The organism is Buttiauxella cochleicola (assembly GCF_021282435.1).
Classification (GTDB): Bacteria; Pseudomonadota; Gammaproteobacteria; order Enterobacterales; family Enterobacteriaceae; genus Buttiauxella; species Buttiauxella massiliensis.
Genome location: NZ_JAJSOT010000010.1, coordinates 94,833 through 116,304 on the forward strand (window position 1 = coordinate 94,833; position 21,472 = coordinate 116,304).

General features: G+C 46.4%; 18 protein-coding genes, 4 tRNA genes and 2 pseudogenes. 11 read left to right on the forward strand and 13 right to left on the reverse strand.

Annotated elements, in window-relative coordinates; genetic code table 11:
* Positions 1-2: 2 nt before the first annotated feature.
* The 4 genes from LVQ77_RS19690 to LVQ77_RS19705 all read right to left on the reverse strand — a co-directional run bounded on the left by LVQ77_RS19690 (position 3) and on the right by LVQ77_RS19705 (position 4,157).
* On the reverse strand, positions 3-560 hold the full coding sequence (locus LVQ77_RS19690; RefSeq protein WP_064512018.1) for a polysaccharide biosynthesis/export family protein: 558 nt from the start codon (positions 558-560) through the stop codon (positions 3-5).
* A gap of 1 nt (position 561) precedes the next feature.
* The gene (locus LVQ77_RS19695; RefSeq protein ID WP_232905302.1) at positions 562-1,848 is read right to left on the reverse strand and encodes an outer membrane beta-barrel protein; all 1,287 of its coding nucleotides are present in this window, start codon (positions 1,846-1,848) and stop codon (positions 562-564) included.
* Positions 1,838-3,253: an undecaprenyl-phosphate glucose phosphotransferase gene (locus tag LVQ77_RS19700; protein ID WP_232905303.1), complete on the reverse strand. Its 1,416-nt coding sequence runs from the start codon at positions 3,251-3,253 to the stop codon at positions 1,838-1,840. The genes LVQ77_RS19695 and LVQ77_RS19700 overlap by 11 nt, the downstream gene beginning before the upstream one ends.
* Positions 3,254-3,572: 319 nt before the next feature.
* Positions 3,573-4,157, reverse strand: coding sequence for a UPF0149 family protein (locus tag LVQ77_RS19705; RefSeq protein ID WP_255666917.1), 585 nt, complete (start codon positions 4,155-4,157; stop codon positions 3,573-3,575).
* A gap of 868 nt (positions 4,158-5,025) precedes the next feature.
* Between LVQ77_RS19705 and LVQ77_RS19710 the strand changes: the two genes are divergently transcribed.
* Positions 5,026-7,251 carry a sensor domain-containing phosphodiesterase gene (locus LVQ77_RS19710; protein ID WP_232905304.1) on the forward strand — a complete coding sequence of 742 codons (2,226 nt, stop codon included), beginning with the start codon at positions 5,026-5,028 and terminating at the stop codon, positions 7,249-7,251.
* A gap of 219 nt (positions 7,252-7,470) precedes the next feature.
* Here the strand turns inward: LVQ77_RS19710 and LVQ77_RS19715 are convergent.
* The 9 genes from LVQ77_RS19715 to LVQ77_RS19755 all read right to left on the reverse strand — a co-directional run bounded on the left by LVQ77_RS19715 (position 7,471) and on the right by LVQ77_RS19755 (position 13,587).
* Positions 7,471-7,557 (reverse strand) — tRNA-Leu (locus tag LVQ77_RS19715).
* A 12-nt stretch (positions 7,558-7,569) separates the two neighbouring features.
* Positions 7,570-7,643 (reverse strand) — tRNA-Cys (locus LVQ77_RS19720).
* Positions 7,644-7,692: 49 nt separating this feature from the next.
* Positions 7,693-7,768 (reverse strand) — tRNA-Gly (locus tag LVQ77_RS19725).
* 224 nt (positions 7,769-7,992) lie between these two features.
* On the reverse strand, positions 7,993-8,937 hold the full coding sequence (gene cbl / locus LVQ77_RS19730; protein ID WP_151996160.1) for an HTH-type transcriptional regulator Cbl: 945 nt from the start codon (positions 8,935-8,937) through the stop codon (positions 7,993-7,995).
* A gap of 105 nt (positions 8,938-9,042) precedes the next feature.
* Positions 9,043-9,960, reverse strand: a complete 918-nt coding sequence (nac, locus tag LVQ77_RS19735) for a nitrogen assimilation transcriptional regulator NAC (RefSeq protein ID WP_232864755.1) — start codon at positions 9,958-9,960, stop codon at positions 9,043-9,045.
* A gap of 221 nt (positions 9,961-10,181) precedes the next feature.
* On the reverse strand, positions 10,182-10,685 hold the full coding sequence (locus LVQ77_RS19740) for a protein disulfide oxidoreductase (protein WP_232905305.1): 504 nt from the start codon (positions 10,683-10,685) through the stop codon (positions 10,182-10,184).
* Positions 10,675-11,289: a DsbA family protein gene (locus LVQ77_RS19745; protein ID WP_232905306.1), complete on the reverse strand. Its 615-nt coding sequence runs from the start codon at positions 11,287-11,289 to the stop codon at positions 10,675-10,677. Before LVQ77_RS19745 ends, LVQ77_RS19740 begins: the two co-directional genes overlap by 11 nt.
* On the reverse strand, positions 11,286-13,172 hold the full coding sequence (locus tag LVQ77_RS19750) for a cytochrome c biogenesis protein CcdA (RefSeq protein ID WP_232905307.1): 1,887 nt from the start codon (positions 13,170-13,172) through the stop codon (positions 11,286-11,288). Before LVQ77_RS19750 ends, LVQ77_RS19745 begins: the two co-directional genes overlap by 4 nt.
* Before the next feature lie 49 nt (positions 13,173-13,221).
* Positions 13,222-13,587, reverse strand: a complete 366-nt coding sequence (locus LVQ77_RS19755) for a copper resistance protein (RefSeq protein WP_232864751.1) — start codon at positions 13,585-13,587, stop codon at positions 13,222-13,224.
* 190 nt (positions 13,588-13,777) lie between these two features.
* Between LVQ77_RS19755 and LVQ77_RS19760 the strand changes: the two genes are divergently transcribed.
* From LVQ77_RS19760 to LVQ77_RS19805, 10 genes and pseudogenes are all read left to right on the forward strand, one after another.
* A tRNA-Asn gene (locus LVQ77_RS19760) sits at positions 13,778-13,853 on the forward strand.
* Between the two features lie 161 nt (positions 13,854-14,014).
* Positions 14,015-14,689: pseudogene (locus LVQ77_RS19765) on the forward strand (tyrosine-type recombinase/integrase); the annotation flags it as partial.
* Positions 14,689-15,681, forward strand: a pseudogene (locus LVQ77_RS19770) (IS4 family transposase); the annotation flags it as partial. The pseudogenes LVQ77_RS19765 and LVQ77_RS19770, both read left to right, overlap by 1 nt.
* A gap of 218 nt (positions 15,682-15,899) precedes the next feature.
* On the forward strand, positions 15,900-17,009 hold the full coding sequence (locus tag LVQ77_RS19775) for a M42 family metallopeptidase (RefSeq protein ID WP_232864750.1): 1,110 nt from the start codon (positions 15,900-15,902) through the stop codon (positions 17,007-17,009).
* Positions 17,006-17,281: a PTS sugar transporter subunit IIB gene (locus tag LVQ77_RS19780; RefSeq protein ID WP_232905308.1), complete on the forward strand. Its 276-nt coding sequence runs from the start codon at positions 17,006-17,008 to the stop codon at positions 17,279-17,281. Before LVQ77_RS19775 ends, LVQ77_RS19780 begins: the two co-directional genes overlap by 4 nt.
* A 17-nt stretch (positions 17,282-17,298) precedes the next feature.
* On the forward strand, positions 17,299-18,612 hold the full coding sequence (locus tag LVQ77_RS19785) for a galactitol-specific PTS transporter subunit IIC (protein ID WP_232905309.1): 1,314 nt from the start codon (positions 17,299-17,301) through the stop codon (positions 18,610-18,612).
* Positions 18,613-18,643: 31 nt separating this feature from the next.
* Positions 18,644-19,450: a BtpA/SgcQ family protein gene (locus LVQ77_RS19790; protein ID WP_232864747.1), complete on the forward strand. Its 807-nt coding sequence runs from the start codon at positions 18,644-18,646 to the stop codon at positions 19,448-19,450.
* A gap of 109 nt (positions 19,451-19,559) precedes the next feature.
* Positions 19,560-20,009 (forward strand): PTS sugar transporter subunit IIA, encoded by a 450-nt coding sequence (locus LVQ77_RS19795; RefSeq protein WP_370639845.1) that lies wholly within the window; start codon positions 19,560-19,562, stop codon positions 20,007-20,009.
* Between the two features lie 2 nt (positions 20,010-20,011).
* Positions 20,012-20,665, forward strand: coding sequence for a beta/alpha barrel domain-containing protein (locus LVQ77_RS19800; protein ID WP_232905310.1), 654 nt, complete (start codon positions 20,012-20,014; stop codon positions 20,663-20,665).
* Positions 20,649-21,413, forward strand: coding sequence for a DeoR/GlpR family DNA-binding transcription regulator (locus LVQ77_RS19805; RefSeq protein ID WP_232905311.1), 765 nt, complete (start codon positions 20,649-20,651; stop codon positions 21,411-21,413). The genes LVQ77_RS19800 and LVQ77_RS19805 overlap by 17 nt, the downstream gene beginning before the upstream one ends.
* The last annotated feature ends 59 nt before the right edge of the window (positions 21,414-21,472 follow it).

A 21,472-nucleotide genomic window follows, 5' to 3' on the forward strand; every position in this document is an offset into this window, starting at 1 on the left:
AGTCAGAAGAAGCCCATGCCAATAATCACGATATCACCAGGGTGAACGGAATGTCTTACGTCCACGTTCTCAAGCAATTGGTTTGTGCCCGCTAAGCGAATATTGATATCTTTGCGATCGGCTCTATCTGTAAAGCCACCGGCCTGCGCAATCGATTTTTCAACTGTGAGTCCAGGTTCATAGGAAAATCCATTCGGATTTTTTACCTCCCCTGAAACATAGTATTTACGGAACTCAGCAATATTCACCGTCACCATTGGATTTTGCAGGTAATCTCCTCGCAGACGATTAGTTAACTCTGCACTTACCTGTTCTGGAGTTTTGCCTTTTAGGGTGAGTTGCCCAATATAAGGGAAAGTAATAGTTCCGCTTTTATCGAGTATAAATTTCATTGTTAGATCAGGTTCGCCGTACACATTAATACTAACGGCATCACCTGCATCAAGCAGATAGCCTTTTGATTCAGAATCAGGATTATCCATTAGTGGCGGCTTAGATGCAGAACATCCTGCCAGAAGCACACTGAAAAATAAAAATACCCACAGTTTCATTATTTTCATTTTAAATCTGCACCTTAGCTGTAAACATAATCAGCGAATTGTCATAACCTAACGTTCTCAAGACTTCTCTGTCGTCGTCAGGTCCGATATAAAACGAATCGGTCTCTTTATTGGAGTGCAATGTATCTATCTGATATTTCAACTCAAAATTAATAGAGGGCCTAAAGTCATAGCTCATGGTGAAGGTGAACACACCATCTTTGTCATTTCTGTCCTTATCTTGCTTCTTATAGTCTTCCGTGGTGTATGAGTAATCTAACAAAGTGGAGAAACGGTCATCGAACCAAAAGTGTTGATACGAAATGCCGTACTGTGAAACCAAAATATATCCCCCCACTTCTGAAGGGTCTTTAATGCGTTGTGAGGTATGTGCTGTAAAAATAGATTGTTTAAGCGGTTTCCACTCACCCTTAATATCCCAGTTTAGCCCATTAAAATCCTGCGAGTTGGGATTGTTCTCAAATGTTTTATACAACCATGCCAGGTTCATATCGATGTTAGTTTTACCGGTAACCTGTGATTTTATTCCATAAAGCAAATAATATTCGTCACTGTCTTTTTCAGCAGCATGATCATAATGGATCTGGTTGGTAATAAAGCTATAACGGAAACGCGTTTGCGGTGTGTACTGGTCGAAAATTTCAGCAACGAGGCTGTTTTGATGCCATTCCTGCTGCTGAATATAGTTGTAAAAATCATTATCAGTATTCTGCACATCCTGCGTATTACCGAAACGAAGTTTTTTATAAATCAACGCAACTTCTGCTTTGCCACGCCCTTCAGGAGCACCGTAACTATAACGTAGTTCACTGTTTAATAAGTTAGTGCTTAATGGAGAATTAACGCCAAATTCTTGAAATTGCTTGGGTATAAAACCTTCCGTTATGCCACGACCACGGTCTTCATGTCCAAGAGCATCTTCAATATTTAACATGAGGCCATGCATTAACCCATAGCGCCACGCGCCATTGAAACGAAAGAAATGGTCGTTGTAATTATCAGTTGAATCATTGTTATAATTGCGATAATCACCTGAGTACATTAATAAATATTTATCCTGATACCGTTGGCCAGTTAAACTTAACTCAGGTGTAGCACTGATAAAGTTTGAACCAATAGCATCACTTTTATGTGGCTGATAAGTCACATTATCTTCATAACCATAATTCACACCAACGTTGCTCTGAAAATCTATACCCGCAATGCCGATATGTGATTTCGGTGTTAGGTCTGCCATGGCCGGCGGCGATAAAACCATTGCGGCAATAATAAAATATTTAATATGCATTTTTACCGACAAATCCTTTGAAAATAGTTTTTATAATAATTTTAATATCTAGCCATAGCGACCAGTTCTGGATGTATTCGATATCGTACTCAACACGCTTTTCCATTTTATAAAGTGCATCAATTTCGCCGCGATAACCGTTAATTTGTGCTAATCCTGTGATCCCAGGCTTAACTTTATGGCGAATCATGTAGTTTTCGACTTGCTTGCGATATTGCTCATTATGTGTGACTGCATGCGGTCTGGGGCCAACAATTGACATACTGCCCTGCAATACATTAAAAAACTGCGGCAGTTCATCGAGCGAGGTGCGACGTAAAAATGCACCAAACCGAGTGACTCGTGGATCGTCTTTTGTTGCTTGTATCACCGTATCAGAATTTTCCATCACGCGCATAGTACGGAACTTCCAGACTTTAATTTTTTGCCCGCTCAAACCGTACCTGTCTTGCTTGAAAAATATCGGCCCTCGTGAAGTTAGTTTTATCCCGATGCTAATCACTAATAACAACGAGGAAATCAATACCATAATAATGCTGCCAATCACTAAATCTTCGGCACGCTTAATAAAAGAGCCAAACCCTTCAAACGGAGAACTCAGGATGCTGATGGTTTGCAAATCATCGATAGAGCGCAACTGCGACATATGGGTACTGTAGGAGTTAAAATCGGGAACGATATAAGTATTAACCGTGGTATCTGACATCATCGACAAAAAGTGACGTATTCTTTCCAACGCCACTAGTGGTAATGCGATATAGATCTCATCGACCCTTCCCGCTTTGGCCTCATCAACAAGACCACTTACTGACCCCTTAAAGGGGCTATTGATTTGGCCGATAAGTGCGCTGAACCTTGATACATCACGTTCATCATAAAAAGCCAAATCCAATTTCATATCCGAGTATTCTTTAAGAAGTGCCTCTTCGACCGCCAGACCATTCTCTGTAACGCCCACAATCGCCACATGTATACTTTTCTTAACGGAGTATTTCAGAACAATTAAATGGATCAAATAGAGTAAAAAAAGAGGAATGGCATACCAAAAAAGTGTTACCGGGAAAAAACTATTTTCAAAAATTCTTAAATAGCCTAAAGAATGCAAGCCACCAGTTATAAACCTGACAAACTCAACAAAAACAATAGTTAAAAATGAGCACAGGATCAATCTTAGTTGACCACGTATACCCCATTTCTTTGGTTTATGCAGATAAAGTTCAGTGTACTCACCAAATAGTAAGAAAGAGGTAGAAAAAAGAAAGCTAAGCATCAAAACAGTACTCGCTGACTCGAGTGCTAATAGCAATGCGCTCAATATTAAAATCAAGTTTATAAAGAGAAAATCAGCAAGCTTAATAAATACTGGATACCCTCCATGGGCAAATTTCAAAGAATTTCTTGGCATAAGTAGACTCGTTATTCATTGAATTATCGTTTCTGAAATTTTCCTTTCCCGACCTAATTATATCATAGATGTAAAAAATGCGAGCGAGTTGTTAGAAAATGTAAAATTAAATGTTAGCTTCCCGAGTTGACTTAAGTACTATCTATATACGAGATAGATATTTGTTTTAATGGTGTTTATTGGGGAGCACATAAGTATATATAGCGATTTAAGCCATTTTTTATAGATGGGGTCAGTTGCAGTTATAAGCATTTTGCAGCAGCCAGACAGCACGCCGAATGCTGCCTGGTTATTAAAAGAAAGATTTTGTGGCGAGTAATTAATGTAAAACTTCCGACCCAGCCTCACGCATTTTTTGCCAGTAATGATGCAGTTGCAACGCAGCAGGACCAATTGCTGCCTGGCTGGCTTCATATTCTTGCTCAGTCATTTGCTCAAGCTTTGCAATATGCGCTTCATCACCATGTAGAGCTATCGTTTCCAACGCGGTTTCCAGTTGTTCTGGCAATGCCTCCCAGTTACTCAGTTCAACACCACGCATATAGCCAAAACACCACTCTTCTACAATGGTGTATTCCTTGCCATCAATTTCGCGTAAACCAAATAGCGGCTCGAACTGATCCGGAGCATGACACAGTCGCTCTGCAATATCGTTCATATGCTGGCATGCGAGATCGTTAAAGCGTTGCTGCTCTTTTTCACTCTCCCAATGAGGCAATTGTGATTCACCGCCCCAAAGTGCAGTTTGCCACTGCGTGAGTTGAATCGTTCCAGGGGCAGAAAGAATAGCAGTGAGCATCCCGTCCAACTCGGACACATCCAGTACGGAATCATCGCTAACATACTGAGTGAGGGTATCATCCAGCCATTCCAATTCTTCTTCGTTTAGTGGCCCTTGATTCATACTGAGTTCTCCAGAGTTTGTGCGATTTTTAAGCCAATGTTGATGCAAAGACTCATACGATTGATTTCAGCCTATAGTATGCCGTGATATTCCTCTAAGAATGAAAGATTTGTCAGATTGCATTCATAAAACTCCGATAACCATAAGAACAAAAATCACCCAAAAGTGATCTAACGGAAAGGCTTATCATTGATTTTATTACCAGGGTGCTCAAGGTGGGAGTTGTCGCCCAGCTACACATAAGTGTGCGGGCGATAGATGGCCATAGCGAGGAAAAGAGCAGCCTTCTCTATAGCACAAATATCAGCAAGTAAAATCGAGTACAATTATATAGCCCAAACTAAACAAGCTTTGAGTATAAAATATTCAAATACTCAAGATTAATTTATTAGCAATATTCACTGGTAATACTGACCTTAATATATGAAAGCATTTAAACCAGGAAAAATGATAAAGTTTTAGCACATCCCTATCACTTATTGAGTCTTCGTTGCACACGTGCTGGTGTAACTCATCAATCCAACATATCGAAACCATCAAATAACATTAACTTAACAAGTGACATTTTGATAGTTCTTAACTGCTATTTTTAGAGTTGATGACCTTAAAAACCTATCACAAAATCTATTTATATTGATTCACTGAACATTTTGAACGATCATTTACATGATACAGAAATATCTCTTTCATCTGGTTGGGTGGATGGTTACGACGGTTTTACCGATCCGATTCAGAACCATTTTTTCACGGCGTATCACCCCTTCAAGTAGCAGTAAAGAAAATTTCTGATATTTCGAGCACATTTAATGTGTAATTTTACACATTAATTATAGCCATCTATAAAAAATTATTTAACAGAGAAGAAAGCATGTTATTGGCAGAAGCCAAAGATGATATTTTAATCAAAAGAATGATAGGCCCTTTGTGTATCGGAGTGGCATTTTTCTTCTTTCAGTTTCTGGCCGAGTCCCTTACCGCTCAGGAACAGATTGCAGATGCGACAATTCGGTTTTATGACCTTACGCTACCGCTGATTTCTGCTTTGCTGGTGTTATACAGAAAGAAGGCACTTCCCATCCTGGGGATATTTTTCCTTTATTCGATTTCTTGTCATCCGTTATCAGCGAAACTGACTCTAACGTCCCAGTTGCTGGCAGCACTCATCAGTCAGCTACTGTATTACTGGCACACAGGAAAACGTGGTACGGTCAGTTTTGGGCGAAGTCAGTTAACTCCCCGACGCATTGGTTGGCTTGTTTGCTGTAATTCTTTGTTATGTATAACTTTTCATCACTCACTTCAGACTTATTTTGATCCAGAATCAGCCACTGAAATTTTTACAGTACAGACTCTGATTAATCTGCAATGGATGATGAACTCTTGTATTACGGGTATTCCCTTTTGTTATCTTTTACTTCGGGTCTGCCATAAGCCTGCATGGGGACTTCAATATTTAAGATACGTAAAAGCATCAGTAAAATCAGGCCCATCCATTTTATATCAGGCAATCTGGTGGTTTTTACTGCTGATAATTATGTACTGCCTGATTTCAAAAAATCTCAATACGCTGCTCTTTACTGATTATTCTTTACTGTGGTTATTACCGGTAATGTTATGGGGGACAGTTCGTATTGGGCATGCTTTGGTGGCTCCTGTATGGGTCATCATACTGGCATTGCTGGGAAATTATATTGATGGATATATTTCAATAGCAAATACCCTTACAGATGCCAACCATCTGCACAGCTTAATCATATCATCCACAACAATTTTCATTTTCTCCCTGACCATTGTTGCAACAGGAGTGATATCTGCGCACAACCTAAAATACTCCCAGCATGTCAGCAGACTGTACCGCTCCGAGCCAAACACTGGATTGCTAAATTTTCAGGCTCTGAGTATGGATATAGATAAACACTCAGCTGAAGCATTATGCCTGATTCGTTGCCCTGAGCTAAATGAGCTTGAACAGACTTATGGTGTGGAGTTTCGCTTTGAATTTGTTAAAGCGTTAAGTTCGTATATAACAGGCTTATTGCCATGTTGTGGCCAGGTTTATTACAGCCCTGGTCATGGTATAATTCTAAGGCTAAACACGCTCCCAGACGTCCCCGTATTTTACAGATCACTAAGGGTTTTCCGCTTTCAATGGAAAACATCTATCCTCGGACTAAATTGTGGGGTGGCTTATACTAGTGATAAAAGAATCATCCGCAACTTATCAGAAGCAATAAAACAGTTAAACATTAACAGTTATATTTCCTTGTTGCATGGAAGACCGTTATCTCTGAGCCCGACGGTTCCTGGGGATAACATTGTTGAGTCAGGGATGATACGCGATGTTCTGCAACAAGCTATCGACAGACAATCGTTGTTGCTAATGGCACAGCCAATTGTATCTACTGTGCTCACCGCACAACCTGTTATCTCTGTTCGGGGTAAAATTCATTACCATGAGATCCTTATTCGCCTCAAAACAGCAGATGGTAAACTAATTTTTCCTGATACCTTCCTTCCCCTGGCACGCAAAGGTGGCCTGCTGCCTGCACTGGATATTACGGTAATTGAACAAACATTCCGCTTTATGCAGACAAGGAAAGTCTCAGACCCTGATTGTTATTTTTCAATCAACCTGACGCCAGAGTCACTTTACCAAACTGACTTTCTGGATAATGTCTCTACATTATTCAAGAAATACAGCATAGCTCCTTACCGTATTATTTTTGAAATTATTGAATCTGAAATTCTTGATAATGACAATGTCTCAGACATCCTGAGAAGTCTGCGTAATGCGGGCAGTAAAATTGCCATTGATGACTTTGGCACTGGCTCCTCAAGTTATGACAGATTGCGTGTTCTTAATGCAGACATTTTAAAAATCGATGGTTCTTTTATCAAAAATATTATTGATGATCCATTTAGCTACTGTGCCGTTAAATCATTTTGCGAAATGGCGAAATTGAAAAATATGGAGATAGTTGCAGAGTTTGTTGAAAACGAAGAAATCGCGCAGATGCTAACTGAGATGGGTATCGATTGGTTACAGGGATACCATATTGGAAAACCTATCCCCGTTGAGCAAGCAGAGCTGTAGCTTTGTATTAAGCTAATTATCGCATTTGACTCAGAAACCGCTCAACAACCCGGCAGCCTAAAATCCTAATAGGCTGCCGGGCTGGTTTTACATTATCAGGCTGTGGTTTGTCGTTGATTGCAGCCTATGAGCACAAAACGTGAATTTCAGGCATAAAAAAACCACCCGTAGGTGGTTTCACGACACTGCTTATTGCTTTGATTATTCTGATGTTTCCCATGGTGCCCGGGGCGGGACTTGAACCCGCACAGCGCGAACGCCGAGGGATTTTAAATCCCTTGTGTCTACCGATTTCACCACCCGGGCTCGGGAAGAAAGTGGAGGCGCGTTCCGGAGTCGAACCGGACTAGACGGATTTGCAATCCGCTACATAACCGCTTTGCTAACGCGCCAAAACCTTTTACCTTCGCAGGCTGTAACAGAAACTCTGCTACATAAATTTGGAGCGGGAAACGAGACTCGAACTCGCGACCCCGACCTTGGCAAGGTCGTGCTCTACCAACTGAGCTATTCCCGCAAAATCTTATTAATCAACCTTAAAGCTAATCATTTGATTTTACTATCTTCTGGCAAGCTGTGCTGCCGTTCGATGCGTTGCATTCTACTTACCTGACGCGATGAGTCAATGAAATTTTCCGTCATCGCGCTCCGTTTGCTGAATTTTGCACCGTACCGATCACGGTTCGAGCAAATAAGCCTCTGCTGCGGCCAAATATTGATGCATTGACCAGTAAATGGGAATCAAATTTGATAATCCAATATCGTTTCTTCTGGCTCTAGCGCCAACCTTTTAATGTCGGCAACAGAAAGCTCAGGGTTGCACAGTTCGATAAAGCGCCAGACATAATTCCGTTGCAACTGACCTCGCTTCAATCCGAGCCATACGGTGTTAGTGTCAAAAAGATGACGAGTATCGAGTCTGACTAACTCCCCTTCCTCGCTGCTTGCCTGAAATGCCACCAGACCGATACCCAGCCCTAGTTCAACATAAGTTTTCACCACGTCCGAGTCTTGCGCACTCAGCACGATATCTGGAGTAAGTCCACGGCGTGAGAACGCTTCATCAATACGCGCACGTCCGGTAATACCTTGACGATAAGTAATAATCGGCCAATGGCTAATATCATCAAGCGTGAGGGGATTAGCATGGATCAGTGGATGACCGCGCGGCACCAATAAAGTGTGAGACCAGCGAAACCACGGATAAGCAACGACTAAGGGATCGGTACTTAAGCGCTCACTGGCAATACCAATATCTGCAGTACCGTTATGCAGCAGCATCTCGATTTCTTGCGGCGTCCCCTGAATTAGCTCAAGACGTACTTCTGGGAATAATGAGCGGAACGATTTGATAACCGACGGCAAACTGTAGCGTGCCTGAGTATGCGTTGTAGCAATGGTGAGCACACCGCTGGTGTCGTTGGTAAATACATCGGCCAGACGACGTACATTACTGGCTTCATTAAGAATACGTTCAGCAATCACCAGCAGAGCTTTACCCGGCTCTGTCATGCCCAATAAACGTTTACCGCGACGGATGAAAATCTCGATACCGAGTTCTTCTTCCAGTTCACGAATATGGCGGCTTACGCCCGATTGCGAAGTGAAAAGCATATTGGCGACTTCGGTCAGGTTGTAGTCCCGCCGGGCCGCCTCGCGGATGATTTTGAGTTGCTGGAAGTTCACATTGCCCCCGGGGCATAACCATTCTTTACACTATTGTTAAAGTGGCAACCCCGATATAACAAATAATAAAAACCAGCAACTTATTCGATTTAGCAATAAGCCGAATCATCCTACCAGTAGCAGTTCGCGATTTTCCTGTGCAGGACGAACCACCAGCGACATCAAAATGTCTTTTACTGCCTGCGCCTGCGGGGTCAGCGCGCTACGGGCCGATAAATTAACCGAGAGTGGTAAATTCAGTGATGGGCTGGTGATACGAGCCATCCAGCCATTTGCCGAACTCACCAGCGAGCGTGCCGCTGATTCTGGCAACACGGTCACCCCCATACCGCTGGCAATAGCAGCCGTCAGCGTCGAGATAGAATCAATCTCCCCGGTAATTTTTGCCGTCAGGCGGCGTAGTGAGAACGCTTCATCCACTCGTTTACGCACGGCGCTGTAGTCTCGCGGCAGGAATAGGTTCATTTCGGCCACCGCAGAAAGATCGACTGTCTGACCTGGACAGTCGCGGGTGCCGACCAGAAACAACTCCTCTTTAAGTAACGGTTGGCTGGTGATGCCCGCCGTTGGAGAACGGTCATACAAGACCGCCATGTCAAGCTGGCCGCTTAACAGCTTGTCATTCAGGACAGAACTACTGTTCTCATGCAGATAGACCAGCACGTCGGGTAATTCCGCACGTACTGCCTGTAATAAAGGCATGGTAATTGAAGACGCTGCGGTACCGGGAGCCAGACCAATAGAAACCTGACCACCTAAAGTTTGGCCCACATTGCAAACCGCTAATTGAGCCTGTTCACATTGGCGCAAAATAGTTCGCGCATGGGTATAGAGAATTTTTCCTGCTTCTGTTGGCGTTACGCCGCGTTTGGTACGAATTAATAGCTGCTGATCCATTTCACCTTCAAGGGTAGCAACTTGTTGGCTCAGTGCCGGCTGCGCAATATGCAGCACTTCTGCGGCCTGAGTCAGGCTACCAATATCGACGATTTTCACGAAGTATTTCAGTCGTCTTAAATTCATTTTGCCCCCTACACGGAATGCCAACGCCAGTCTCGGCAGTGATGTCTCTCTAAGAATTGCAATATGCTTGCCACTTTTGAGAAACATCCGACCAGATGTCCTAACAAGCTGGATAATAAGCGAAAGTGATGTGAAAAGAGGAAAAATGAGTTTGAAACAGTGGTTCTCTTATGCCCCATTAGAGGTATAGGCGCACCATTACGGTGCGCCAAACCACCTCGTTACAAACTTGCCCACCAAAGACGTAATTTCATTCCTGAAAGGCTGGTCCAACCGGTCGTTGACGAGACAACCTCTCCTTTATAAAGCACAACCAACGTAGGCGTGACGCCAATCTGCCAGTTACGAGATAACTCACCTGAGGCATCATTGACCACAGGGAGATGGATCTTTTTCTGGGCCAACCAACGCGTCACATCCTGTGGTCCACCTGAACGTAGCGCAATTGTCATCACGTTCCCTCCTTCTCCCACCAACTGCGCAACAGAAGGTGTGGTGTAGCGACACACGCCGCACCAACTAGCCCAGAAATAAAGTAGTAATGGGCGATCTTCACTCAACGCGCTCAACGTGACTGCCTGGCCATCCAGTGTATGAAGTGGTGTGCTGTCGAAAGTCGTGGGCATTTTCGGCGCTCGCCACCAGTCCATCAGAAAGACAATGGTGAGGAGGACTACCACCATCACCAATGCTTCCCGTCCCCAGAGCTTTAATTTACTTTTCATTGGCCTGCGCCCGCTTTTCTATCACCAGCGTTTCCAAAGACTCCCATGGCACTGCCCCTGCCAGTAAGGTATCGCCAACCAATGTTGCCGGGGTGCCTTCCACACCGACGACCCGAGCCAGTTGAAGGTTGAGATTCAGTGTTTCCCTACTCAACTCATCAGGCTTTACCACTGTCGTCCCACTTTTGACGAATGCCGCATCAATAGTGGTTGCGGTGTGATTACCCTGTTTCGACATCAAACTGTGATGCAATGCCAGAAACTGCTGCGGGTTCTCGCGCCAGGTCGTTAAGGCGACACGCGCTGCCAGCGATGATGATTCACCACGAAATGGCAGCAGCTTGAACACCACCGCCACGTCGGGATACTTCTCGACAATCTTCTCAAGCATTGGGTCGAACTTTTTACAGTACGGACAGTTGTAGTCGGTAAACGAAATGATGGTTACTTTCGGTGACGTTGCACCAATCCGTGGGCTGGCAGGATCGTGATACAACGCTTGATAGATCATCTGCTGTATTTGTTCTTCATTATTAGGTTGCGTCTCGGCAGTGGCACCAAAAGTGGTCGCCAGCAACAGTACAAGCGTCATGATCATTTTCATTTTTTATCTCCTTTCGCATCATTTAGCGCGTTCAATACGACATCTCGTGTCAACAGAGTTGGCAGGGCTTTTCCTTCGGGTGTACCCGGCCCATAGACCTGGTTGAATGGCACACCAACTTGCCCACGTTGTTTGAGGAATGTGGTTATCTCTTTTGAAGGGAGTGTCCAGTCTCCGCGTAATGCAATGACATCAGGCTCTTGCAACACAGCCTGTACATCCTCACGAGAAAGAACGTTTAACTTGTTAATTTTGCAGGTGATACACCAGTCGGCGGTGACATCAATAAACACACGCTTGTTTTGCGCCACTGCATCCTGAATTGCCTGCTCACTTAGCGGCTGCCAGGCAATATTTTCTTTAACGGGAGTATTTACTGCTGACCCAAAATGCACCGGTAACAGACTAACCAGCCATAAAGCTGAGCCCAGCATCATCACTGCCAGGATGCGGCGCAACCAGACCATCCAGCGTCCAGGTTTCGGCAGTCGTAATGCCAATGAAGGGCGCATGGCAATCAGCAGCCACGGCAGGCTCATTCCCACACCAAGAGCTAAAAAGATACCCCACAATGTTGGCAAAGATGCACCAAGTGCCACAGCAACGGCTGTACCGAGGAATGGAGCACTACAAGGTGTTGCCAGCAGTGTTGCCAGCGCTCCCTGCCAGAAATGCCCACTTATGCCATTGCCACCTTGCGTAGCAATCCTGGTTGTCACTTTTGAAGAAAGTCGGAATTCAAATAGTCCAAACAGATTGGCACTGAACACCAACATCACTACGGCCATAAAGCCAATAAACCAGGCATTCTGGAACTGAATCCCCCAGCCCACCGCCTGGTTTGTCAAACGCAGTACCGTCATTAATAGCGCCAGCGCCATAAACGAAACGAGAATACCGGCAAATGAGGCGAGGAACTGTTGGCGAATAACGCGCTTTTCTTGTTTTTCAGCCAGTAACACGGAACCGAGTTTCATCCCCAAAACGGGCAACACACATGGCATCAGGTTAAGAATGAACCCACCCAGCAGGGCAAGCAGTAACACTTGCCAGAGTACAAAGTCACCCCCAGCCTCAGGTACAACTGGCGTTTCAGCTATCGTGATATTGCTTTGCTGAGCAATGCCATTATCGGCGATAACCAAAGAGAGATTGCGCCCACGGAGATCGGGCCCGGCGCCTTCCCAACCATCACTAACCGGTACGGTTGCCCATAACGTTTCACCTTCGACACGATATTTTGGTTTACCGAAACTGGCATCCTCTGGCATATCAAAAAACAGCTCGGGTTTCTGCCAGCCTGCCGAACGTGTGGCTTGCACAACCAGTTCAGCGCTGCGATACCCCGCTTTCAGGCTATCGGTTAGCCCGTTATGAAGCGGTACTTTACCCATCGCTTGTGCATAATCGTGGGCAAAAGCTGCGTTGCCATTCTCAGGTGTGATTTCAAAGGGAAAATCTGTCAGCAGACAGACATCTTTGCAGGTCGAGAGCGTAAGTACGCCTGCGATTTTCCCTGTAAAAGCACCATCGAGCACCAGCGGAATACTTACCGCATTGTGGTAACCCTGAGTGGTGATCCCCGCCACATCAAAACGTTGTGGCGTCGGCCAGAACCACTGGGCAGATTTCACGGCTTCGCTCCAGACAATAGTCGGCGCAACGCCACCATCACCCGGCGAACGCCAATAGGTTTTCCACCCTTCTTCCAGTTTTACATCCAGCAGGACGCGGGTTTCACCTGGCTGTGAGGTATCTGCACGCAGCCGAACGCTGGCGTGTTGATTATCCGTAGATTGAAGCCAGCCGGATTCCGCAGCCCATGAAAATGGCAGCCATAGCAGTAGCAGGCAGAGCAACGCTCGCCTAAAAAGACTCAACATATTTTTTCTCCGTAAATGAATTATCGAACTGTGTTAAACAGCCGGTGTTTCATTCACGGAAAACGCAAAATCTGAGATGGACTCTTAGGGTGGGCGAACTAAATGCCCTGGCAGGAGAAACAGATGATCGTTCAGCTTGTAATGGTGCAATGAGCGCCAGAAGTAGACTGAAAACAAAAAATGCAGCTTCAAACAACACTGGAGGTGCGGCAAGTAATGACTTTGCACTCAATTCGCAGGGGGTAACCGGCGCGTTATCTTCAACTTCGGAATTGCTGCTTTGCGAGAGCATGATGCTTTGGGCAGCTTTCATTTGCAAAGCGTGCAATCCCGCCATGCGTTGCGCGGTGCAAACTAACACCACCAGACATGCCAGCAATAAAAACCACTTTGCAAAATGCTTCCGTTTAAACATGAATCCCTCGCACTATATGAACCGCATATCTTAACCAGTCGTTCTCGTTTGGCAACTGATGTGCTGTAAAGATATGTCTGCACGCCTGCATTGCCGGGTTTGATTGTTTTATCAGCAAACAAACTTGCAGTGTGATAACAGGCTTTGACAAGCCCGAAGCGCATCGCTAATATGCGCCCCGTTAACCGATTCCTCTGTAGTTCAGTCGGTAGAACGGCGGACTGTTAATCCGTATGTCACTGGTTCGAGTCCAGTCAGAGGAGCCAAATTCTTGTTTTCATGCATCCCTGCTAATCTCTATATGATTTTGATTCAGTAAGTTAGCGTGAAAAACCTTCCCGATGCGTGTTTAGTTTTCCCTACGCATCCAGTGAATTTGGTGGTCAGATTTGGGGTCAGTTTGGTTCGATATTGGAGTGACCCCCAAATGTCTTTAAACGATTCTAAAATCCGCAATTTAAAACCTTCTTCCCGTCCCGTAAAATTCACCGATTCACATGGCCTGTATTTGCTTGTCAATCCGGCTGGTTCGCGCATCTGGTATCTCAAATATCGCTTTAGTGGAAAAGAATCCAGAGTCAGTCTGGGTGCATATCCACTCATCTCACTTTCGCAAGCCAGACAGCAGCGCGATGGCATTCGCAAGCTATTGACACAGAAAATCAATCCAGCGCAACAACGTATTGCGGATAAAGCAGCGTCTTCACCTGGCAAGTGCTTTAAAACCGTGGCGCTTGCATGGCATAAAACCAACAAAAAATGGTCGACCGATTACGCCGCACGTATTCTCGCCAGCATGGACAATCATATCTTTCCGGCAATAGGTCATTTGCCCGTCACAATACTTAAAACGCAGCATTTCACGGCATTACTTCGGGTTATCGAGGATAAAGGCTTCCTTGAGGTCGCGTCCCGAACCCGGCAGCAGCTCTGCAACATCATGCGTTACGCTGTACAGCAGGGAATGACCGAAAATAACCCGGCGCAGCATCTGGAAGGCGTTGTCGCACCTCCCGTTAAAAATCACTATCCCGCACTGCCACTGGAACGGTTGCCTGAACTGCTTGACCGTATCGGCGATTATCAACAGGGTCGGGAGCTAATCCCCGTATTCAGCAGGAAGTCCCCGGTATATTCAACTTAATTACCCGGCGAATTGTTCAGCAGATGCCCCGTGTTTTTATTCTGGTGGACTGGAGTAGTTATCACTGTGAAGCCTTCCAACTGTTGCGTGCGAGCCTCGCCTGTGATGGCCGCTCTCTTCCACTGATGAGCCGGGTGGTACCAAAAGCTCTTCAGGGGAATCCGGATATACATGACCAGTTTTTTACATCACTTTCACACTGCCTCAAACCGGATACAAAAGTCGTTATTATTGCCGATTCGGGTTTTCATGGACGCTGGTTCAGGCAAATCAGTCAACGCGGTTGGTCTTATATCAGCCGGATACAGGGAAATCATTATTACCGCACCGGAACTGAGTGGGAGAAAGTCAGTGAGTCGGGAAATAAAGCCACAGACAGACCTCAGTATTTAGGTGAAGGTATTCTCGGACGAAATAAGTGCGCTCAACGTCCCGGCCATTTTTATCTTTATAAACAGAAAGATAAAGGACGAAAAGAACGAAGTACCAAAGAACGAAAGCGTCGACCCGGACAGGAGATGAAAAGCTGCGCTTCAGCAAAATCTCCCTGGTTAATTTTTACGAATACGACGGAATATAGCGCAAAGCAAGTAATGAAAATTTACAGCAGAAGGATGCAGATTGAGCATAATTTCAGGGATGAAAAAAGTGCCAGATATGGATTTGGATTACGGGATGGAGGGAGCCAGACAGTTGGACGGCTTTCAGTACTGAGTCTGATAGCCACACTGGCAAGCATAATCATGTGGCTGAGTGGTTATAGCTTTGAAAACAAGGGATTGCAGCGGAGGTATCAGGCCAACACAACCCATAGCCGCAGAGTAATATCCCTGTTAACACTGGCAGAAAATGTTAAGAGGCATTCACCAGAATTGTTTGCCAGAGCGTCGCTGGATAAGTCGTTAAGACTACTTATCCAGCGAAATACATCTATGGTACTGGTTTACTGATAATGAGTGGGGATCCCTCAGGGGAATTTCCCCCGGTTCACTCAACGTCATTGAGCGATTTCACCGTATGTACAATTTAAATGAGCGATTTAGTTTTAACCACTTCTCATCGTTCAGGTAAAAGCATCCGCTTCGTTTTTTAATGTGATTTTCATCTCATTTAATCAATCAGATACACCGCATAACATCCCCTCGGTCAATCACTTCTGAGGTTATTTATGCCCTTTGATACCCGTTCCACCCTGATGCATCTCCTGTCGCTGGATGCCATCCCCGGCCACGAAACCGTTGTTGCTGACGTGATACAACCCCTTCTCGCAAAAGGTGCTATCACAACAAGTCGGGATGTTCTGGGCAATGTCATTGCACAGTTTGGCAGTCAAGAACCCGATGCGCTGCGCGTGATGGTGTTCGCCCATATGGACGAAGTCGGTTTTATGGTGCGAAAGATTGAGCAGAACGGTTTTATTCGTTTTGAACGCGTCGGCGGGCCTGCACAGATAACCATGTCCGGCTCCACGGTGAATTTGCAGGGCAGTAAAGGCAGTGTGCCGGGTTGTATCGGGACCAAATCTTACCATTTCAGTAAAGGGGATGAACGCACCCATCAACCTGCAATCGACCAACTGTGGATCGATATCGGGGCCAGCAGCAAACAGGATGCGCTGGCGATGGGGGTTAATGTTGGGACGCCCATCACACTCAATAATCCACCGCGTGCACTCGGCAATAATCTGGTTTGCAGCAAGGCACTGGATAACCGTCTGGGCTGCACAGCCTTGCTTGGGCTGGCGGATAAAATCGCCGGAAAAACGCTGGAAGTGGCTTTGTTTATCGTCGCTGCGGTACAGGAAGAGTTTAATATTCGCGGCATTCTTCCCGCCGTAAATGCTATCAGCCCTGACCTGACGATCGGCATTGATATCACGCCTTCGTGCGATACCCCGGATCTCGCCGACTATTCTGATCTGGTGATCAATCAGGGACCCGGCATCACCTGTCTGAACTACCATGGACGCGGCACGCTGGCTGGTCTTATTACTTCACCCAAAGTCATTCACTGGCTGGAAACGACCGCCGTGCAGCATCAAATCCCGGTTCAACGCGAAGTCGCACCTGGCGTGATTACCGAAAGCGGGTACATCCAGCTTCAGCAGGACGGTATCCTCTGCGCGGGTCTGTCTATTCCCTGTCGTTACACCCATTCTCCTGGCGAAGTTGCCAGCCTGAGCGACCTGCAACACTGCATCAATCTGCTGGCACATCTTGTTGAAGCGAAAGCCGAAACGTTTCCATTAACTGTGAAAGAAAAGAGGTCACCGCAATGAAAAAAATACTTGTTGCCTGTGGTACCGGCATGGCCACGTCCACCATGATTGCCCAGAAACTAAGCCGTTTCCTGAGTGAGCAAGGTATCCACGCCACCACCAATCAATGTTGTCTGAGTGAAATCCCACTCAATAAACATGGGGTTGATCTTATCGTCACGGCCATGAAAACCAGTACTGATTACGGAGTACCGTGCCTGAATGGTGCTGCATTTCTGACGGGAATTAACGATGAACCACTTAAGCAGCAGTTGCTTGAGTTACTGAAATAACATCAGAGGGTACCGTCATGATTGATTATATTTTATCCCTCGGGGGTACAGTTTTCGTCCCCATCATCATGTTTTTCATCGCGCTTATTTTCCGTATCCCGTTTTTCCAGGCAGTTAAAGCTGGCGTCACCATCGGCATTGGCTTCGTGGGAATGGGGCTAGTGATTGTCATGGCAATAGATAGCCTGAATCCCGCCATCAAACTGATGATCGAGCGTTTCGGCCTGCATCTGAATCTACTGGATGTAGGAGCAGGCCCGGCTTCTGGTGTCGGTTATGCCACAGCTGTCGGGGCGGTGGTGATCCCGGTGGTGTTCCTGTTTAACATTGTGTTACTGGTTACACGCCTGACCAAAACCATGAACGTGGATATCTACAACTATTGGCATTACGCCATTACCGGTGCTATTGCCAATATTCTTACCGGCAGCATGATCTATGGCGTGATAGCGGCGGTCTGCCATGCGGCATTGTCACTGAAAGTGGCCGATCTCACTGCCCGTCGCGTACAAAAGATTGTCGGTCTGGAAGGCATTTCTATCCCCCAGGGTTGGGGAACCAGCTCAGTCCCCATCGCGCTGCTGCTGGAGTGGGTCTATGAACGTATTCCGTTTATGAAAAACCACAGCATTGATGCCAGCGAAATCCAAAAACGCTTTGGCATGATTGGCGACCCGGTAATTATTGGCGTGATTCTGGGTATTATCTTTGGCCTCGCAGCCGGTTACGGATTCAAAGATCTGGCAAGTCTGGTGATCACCGTAGCGGCCATCATGGTGCTGTTCCCGCGCATGATCCGTTTGATTGTTGAAGGCTTGCTTCCTATATCCGAGGGGGCTCGCACCTTCTTGCAAAAGCATTTTCATGGTCGGGAGTTTTATATCGGCCTGGACAGTGCCGTCACACTTGGCCACCCCACCACCATTGCCGTCGGCCTGCTGCTAATCCCCATCATGCTCATCACCGCCGGGCTGTTACCGGGGAATCAGGTGCTGCCACTCGCCGACCTTCCCGTTGCACCTTTCTTTGTCTGTATGGCAACCGTTATCCATCGCGGAGATTTCCTGCGTACCTTAATCACCAGCTTTATCACCATGATTTTTGTATTACTGATTTCCACCCATTTTGCCCCGTACTTTACCCAGATGGCCGCACAGGGGGGGTTCAGTCTGGCTAAAGACGGTTCACAAATTACCGCGCTTTCGGTTGGCAACCCGTTCGGCTGGTCGATTACCGAACTCGTCGGCATGGGGTTAATTGGCACTATTGTCTGCATTGGTATCACGGCGCTGGTGGTGATTGGTCTGGGTAAACGTGAGTTATCTGCCTGATTTATCAATCGTTAAAAAGGAGTAGTGAAATATGAGTTGGCTTAAAACTGTTATTGGTACTGAGAAAGCCGTTATTGCTATGTGCCATTTGCGCGCCTTGCCTGGTGATCCGGGTTATGACAGCAAAAAAGGCATGAACTGGGTTATCGACAAAGCCCGCGATGACTTGATTGCGCTACAAAATGGGGGCGTAGATGCCGTCATGTTCTCCAACGAATTCAGCCTGCCCTATCTGACGCGCGTAAAAACGGAAACGACCGCTGCTATGGCGCGCGTTATCGGGCAGTTGATGGCTGAGATTAAGGTGCCTTACGGGGTCAACGTACTTTGGGATCCGGTCGCTTCGTTTGATTTGGCGATGGCCGTAGACGGTAAGTTTATTCGTGAAATCTTTACCGGTGCCTACGCCAGCGATTTCGGTATCTGGGATACCAATGTTGGCGAAACGATTCGCCACCAGCACAGCATTGGTGCCTCACATGTCAAAACCTTATTCAACATTGTGCCAGAAGCCGCCGTTTATCTGGGGAACCGCGATATTCGCGCTATCGCTAAATCAACGGTGTTCAACAACCATCCTGATGCACTGTGTGTTTCGGGCCTGACCGCGGGTAGCAAAACGGATTCCGCCCTGCTCAAAATAGTGAAAGAGACGGTACCGGATACCGTCGTGCTGGCCAATACCGGGGTGTGTCTGGATAACGTAGAAGAACAACTGGCCATTGCCGACGGTTGTGTCACCGCAACACATTTCAAGAAAGACGGGATATTCGATAACTTCGTCGATGAATCGCGGGTCGCGCGCTTTATGGAAAAAGTGCACCAACTCAGAAGGTAAAACGAGGCCGTTTTTCAACGGCCCCTCCGTCATCACTAACGGCCCGGCGCCTTCGCCAAAAGTACACCGGGCCTTTATTTATCGCTATTACGTTACAGGTGTCAATATGCTGATACATCAGCCCCAACTCGCCCAAGCCCGGAGAAAAGCATCAGACTGGCAGCAGGCGGTTCAAATTGCCCTGCAGTCGCTGGAGGAGTCCGGTTACACCACCCGCCGCTACTATCAGAGCGTGATTGAAAATACGCTTGAATGGGGCCCTTATTATGTCATTGCACCCGGTATCGCCATGCCCCACGCACGCCCCGAACAGGGCGTACTGGCGAATGGCATCGCCATCACTACGCTTGAGAGCCCGGTTTGTTTCGGCCATGAAGATTGTGATCCGGTATGGTTGGTGATTGCACTTAGCGCCACGGATGCCAATGCCCACCTGGCAACCATTCAGAGCATCACAACGCTGCTTGATGATGGTGAGTTACTCACCCGGTTGCGACAGGCAAAAACTGACCATGAACTTTTTCAACTGATCGGTTCTCCCACACTACAGGAGCGTTAAAGATGGTCTATCTCCACCCGTCCCTGGCTTCCTCCGACCCGCTGACACTCGGGGAGACACTTTCTTCGCTGGCGCGCCTGAAAGTAAGCTCCCTGCATATTGATATCGAAGACACCAGCTTTATCAACAACATCACCTTCGGGATGAAGACCGTTACCGCCATCGCCCGTGAGACGCAACATTGTTTGTCATTTCATCTGATGCTGGCGGAGCCTCGCCGCTGGCTAACCTGGATTGCACCGCTAAAACCGGCATGGATTTTTCTGCATGCTGAAGCGCTGGCTAACCCATCAGAAGATCTGGACGCTATCCGTCTGACCGGTGCCAAAGCCGGACTGGCATTTAATCCGGCAACGCCCGTTGCCCATTACCGCTACCTGAATAAACAACTTGATGGCTTGTTGATAATGACCAGCGAACCGGATGGTGAAGGGCAACGTTTCATTCCGGCAATGTCAGATAAAGTGGCCGAAGCCGCGCGGTTATTCCCAAAGGCTGAAATCTGGGCTGACGGAGGTGTTGATCTCAATGTTGCCTCAACGCTGATTCATGCGGGAGCTCGCCATCTGGTACTCGGCCGGGCTCTATTTGCTGAGAACGATATTGCATACGCGCTACGCCAGTTTCAGGATGAATCCGATGAGCCAAAAGCGTAGTGAACGTATCGGTAATATCCTGCACTACTTGTGGATACACCATCAGTTCAGCATTCAACAGGCACATGAATTATTGAATTATGCCGATGCCACTTTAAGGCGCGATTTTAACTATATTGCGGCCCACTATCCCGGCATGGAACGTTATCATGGAGGGTTGCGCTTTAACGTCAATAACGCGGATAAAGAATTCGTCTTCGACATGAAAAAAAATATTAATGTCGAAGCAAAAAAACAGATAGCCCTGCTGGCACGTCAGTACATCCGTCCACACGATTTTCTTATTCTTGACTCCGGATCCACCTGCCTTGCGTTGGCAAAGTCGCTGGATATACCGGCAAGCGTGGTCACTACCGATGTTAATATTGCACATCATCTGGCGCAGATGAGTCATCTGGAGAGCTATATTATCGGCGGCATGATCCGCCCCGGCTATTTCACTGTGGGAGAAAGCCTCGCTACGGATATGCTGAAAACCTTTTCTATTGAACAGGCATTTATTTCCTGCGATGCGTTATCTCTCGATGCCGGTATCACCAACGCTACCCTGTTTGAAGTCGGCATAAAAAAAACCATTATCCAGCGCGCCAAAAAAGTGATCCTGCTGGCTGATCACAGCAAATTTGAACAAACCAATCCCTATAACATCAGCACGCTTTCTTGTATTCATTGTGTGATAACTGACAAAGGTCTATCCGATCAGCTGTTTAAGCGTTATCGTCAGGCAGGTGTCAATGTTATTCGTTAACAGCCCATGAAGGCACCCAATGTGTAAAGCCAGCTAAATTAAGCCGGCTTTTTGCTTTT

Excerpts from the sequence above, each read along its gene's own strand:
- LVQ77_RS19705 (WP_255666917.1), bottom strand. The coding sequence starts at position 4,157 with ATGAATCAAGGGCCACTAAACGAAGAAGAATTGGAATGGCTGGATGAT.
- LVQ77_RS19780 (WP_232905308.1), top strand. The coding sequence starts at position 17,006 with ATGAAAAAAATACTTGTTGCCTGTGGTACCGGCATGGCCACGTCCACC.
- LVQ77_RS19710 (WP_232905304.1), top strand. The coding sequence starts at position 5,026 with ATGTTATTGGCAGAAGCCAAAGATGATATTTTAATCAAAAGAATGATA.
- nac (WP_232864755.1), bottom strand. The coding sequence starts at position 9,960 with ATGAATTTAAGACGACTGAAATACTTCGTGAAAATCGTCGATATTGGT.
- LVQ77_RS19745 (WP_232905306.1), bottom strand. The coding sequence starts at position 11,289 with ATGAAAATGATCATGACGCTTGTACTGTTGCTGGCGACCACTTTTGGT.
- LVQ77_RS19755 (WP_232864751.1), bottom strand. The coding sequence starts at position 13,587 with ATGTTTAAACGGAAGCATTTTGCAAAGTGGTTTTTATTGCTGGCATGT.
- LVQ77_RS19740 (WP_232905305.1), bottom strand. The coding sequence starts at position 10,685 with ATGAAAAGTAAATTAAAGCTCTGGGGACGGGAAGCATTGGTGATGGTG.
- LVQ77_RS19805 (WP_232905311.1), top strand. The coding sequence starts at position 20,649 with ATGAGCCAAAAGCGTAGTGAACGTATCGGTAATATCCTGCACTACTTG.
- LVQ77_RS19775 (WP_232864750.1), top strand. The coding sequence starts at position 15,900 with ATGCCCTTTGATACCCGTTCCACCCTGATGCATCTCCTGTCGCTGGAT.
- LVQ77_RS19695 (WP_232905302.1), bottom strand. The coding sequence starts at position 1,848 with ATGCATATTAAATATTTTATTATTGCCGCAATGGTTTTATCGCCGCCG.
- LVQ77_RS19690 (WP_064512018.1), bottom strand. The coding sequence starts at position 560 with ATGAAAATAATGAAACTGTGGGTATTTTTATTTTTCAGTGTGCTTCTG.
- LVQ77_RS19700 (WP_232905303.1), bottom strand. The coding sequence starts at position 3,253 with ATGCCAAGAAATTCTTTGAAATTTGCCCATGGAGGGTATCCAGTATTT.
- LVQ77_RS19750 (WP_232905307.1), bottom strand. The coding sequence starts at position 13,172 with ATGTTGAGTCTTTTTAGGCGAGCGTTGCTCTGCCTGCTACTGCTATGG.
- LVQ77_RS19800 (WP_232905310.1), top strand. The coding sequence starts at position 20,012 with ATGGTCTATCTCCACCCGTCCCTGGCTTCCTCCGACCCGCTGACACTC.
- LVQ77_RS19790 (WP_232864747.1), top strand. The coding sequence starts at position 18,644 with ATGAGTTGGCTTAAAACTGTTATTGGTACTGAGAAAGCCGTTATTGCT.
- LVQ77_RS19785 (WP_232905309.1), top strand. The coding sequence starts at position 17,299 with ATGATTGATTATATTTTATCCCTCGGGGGTACAGTTTTCGTCCCCATC.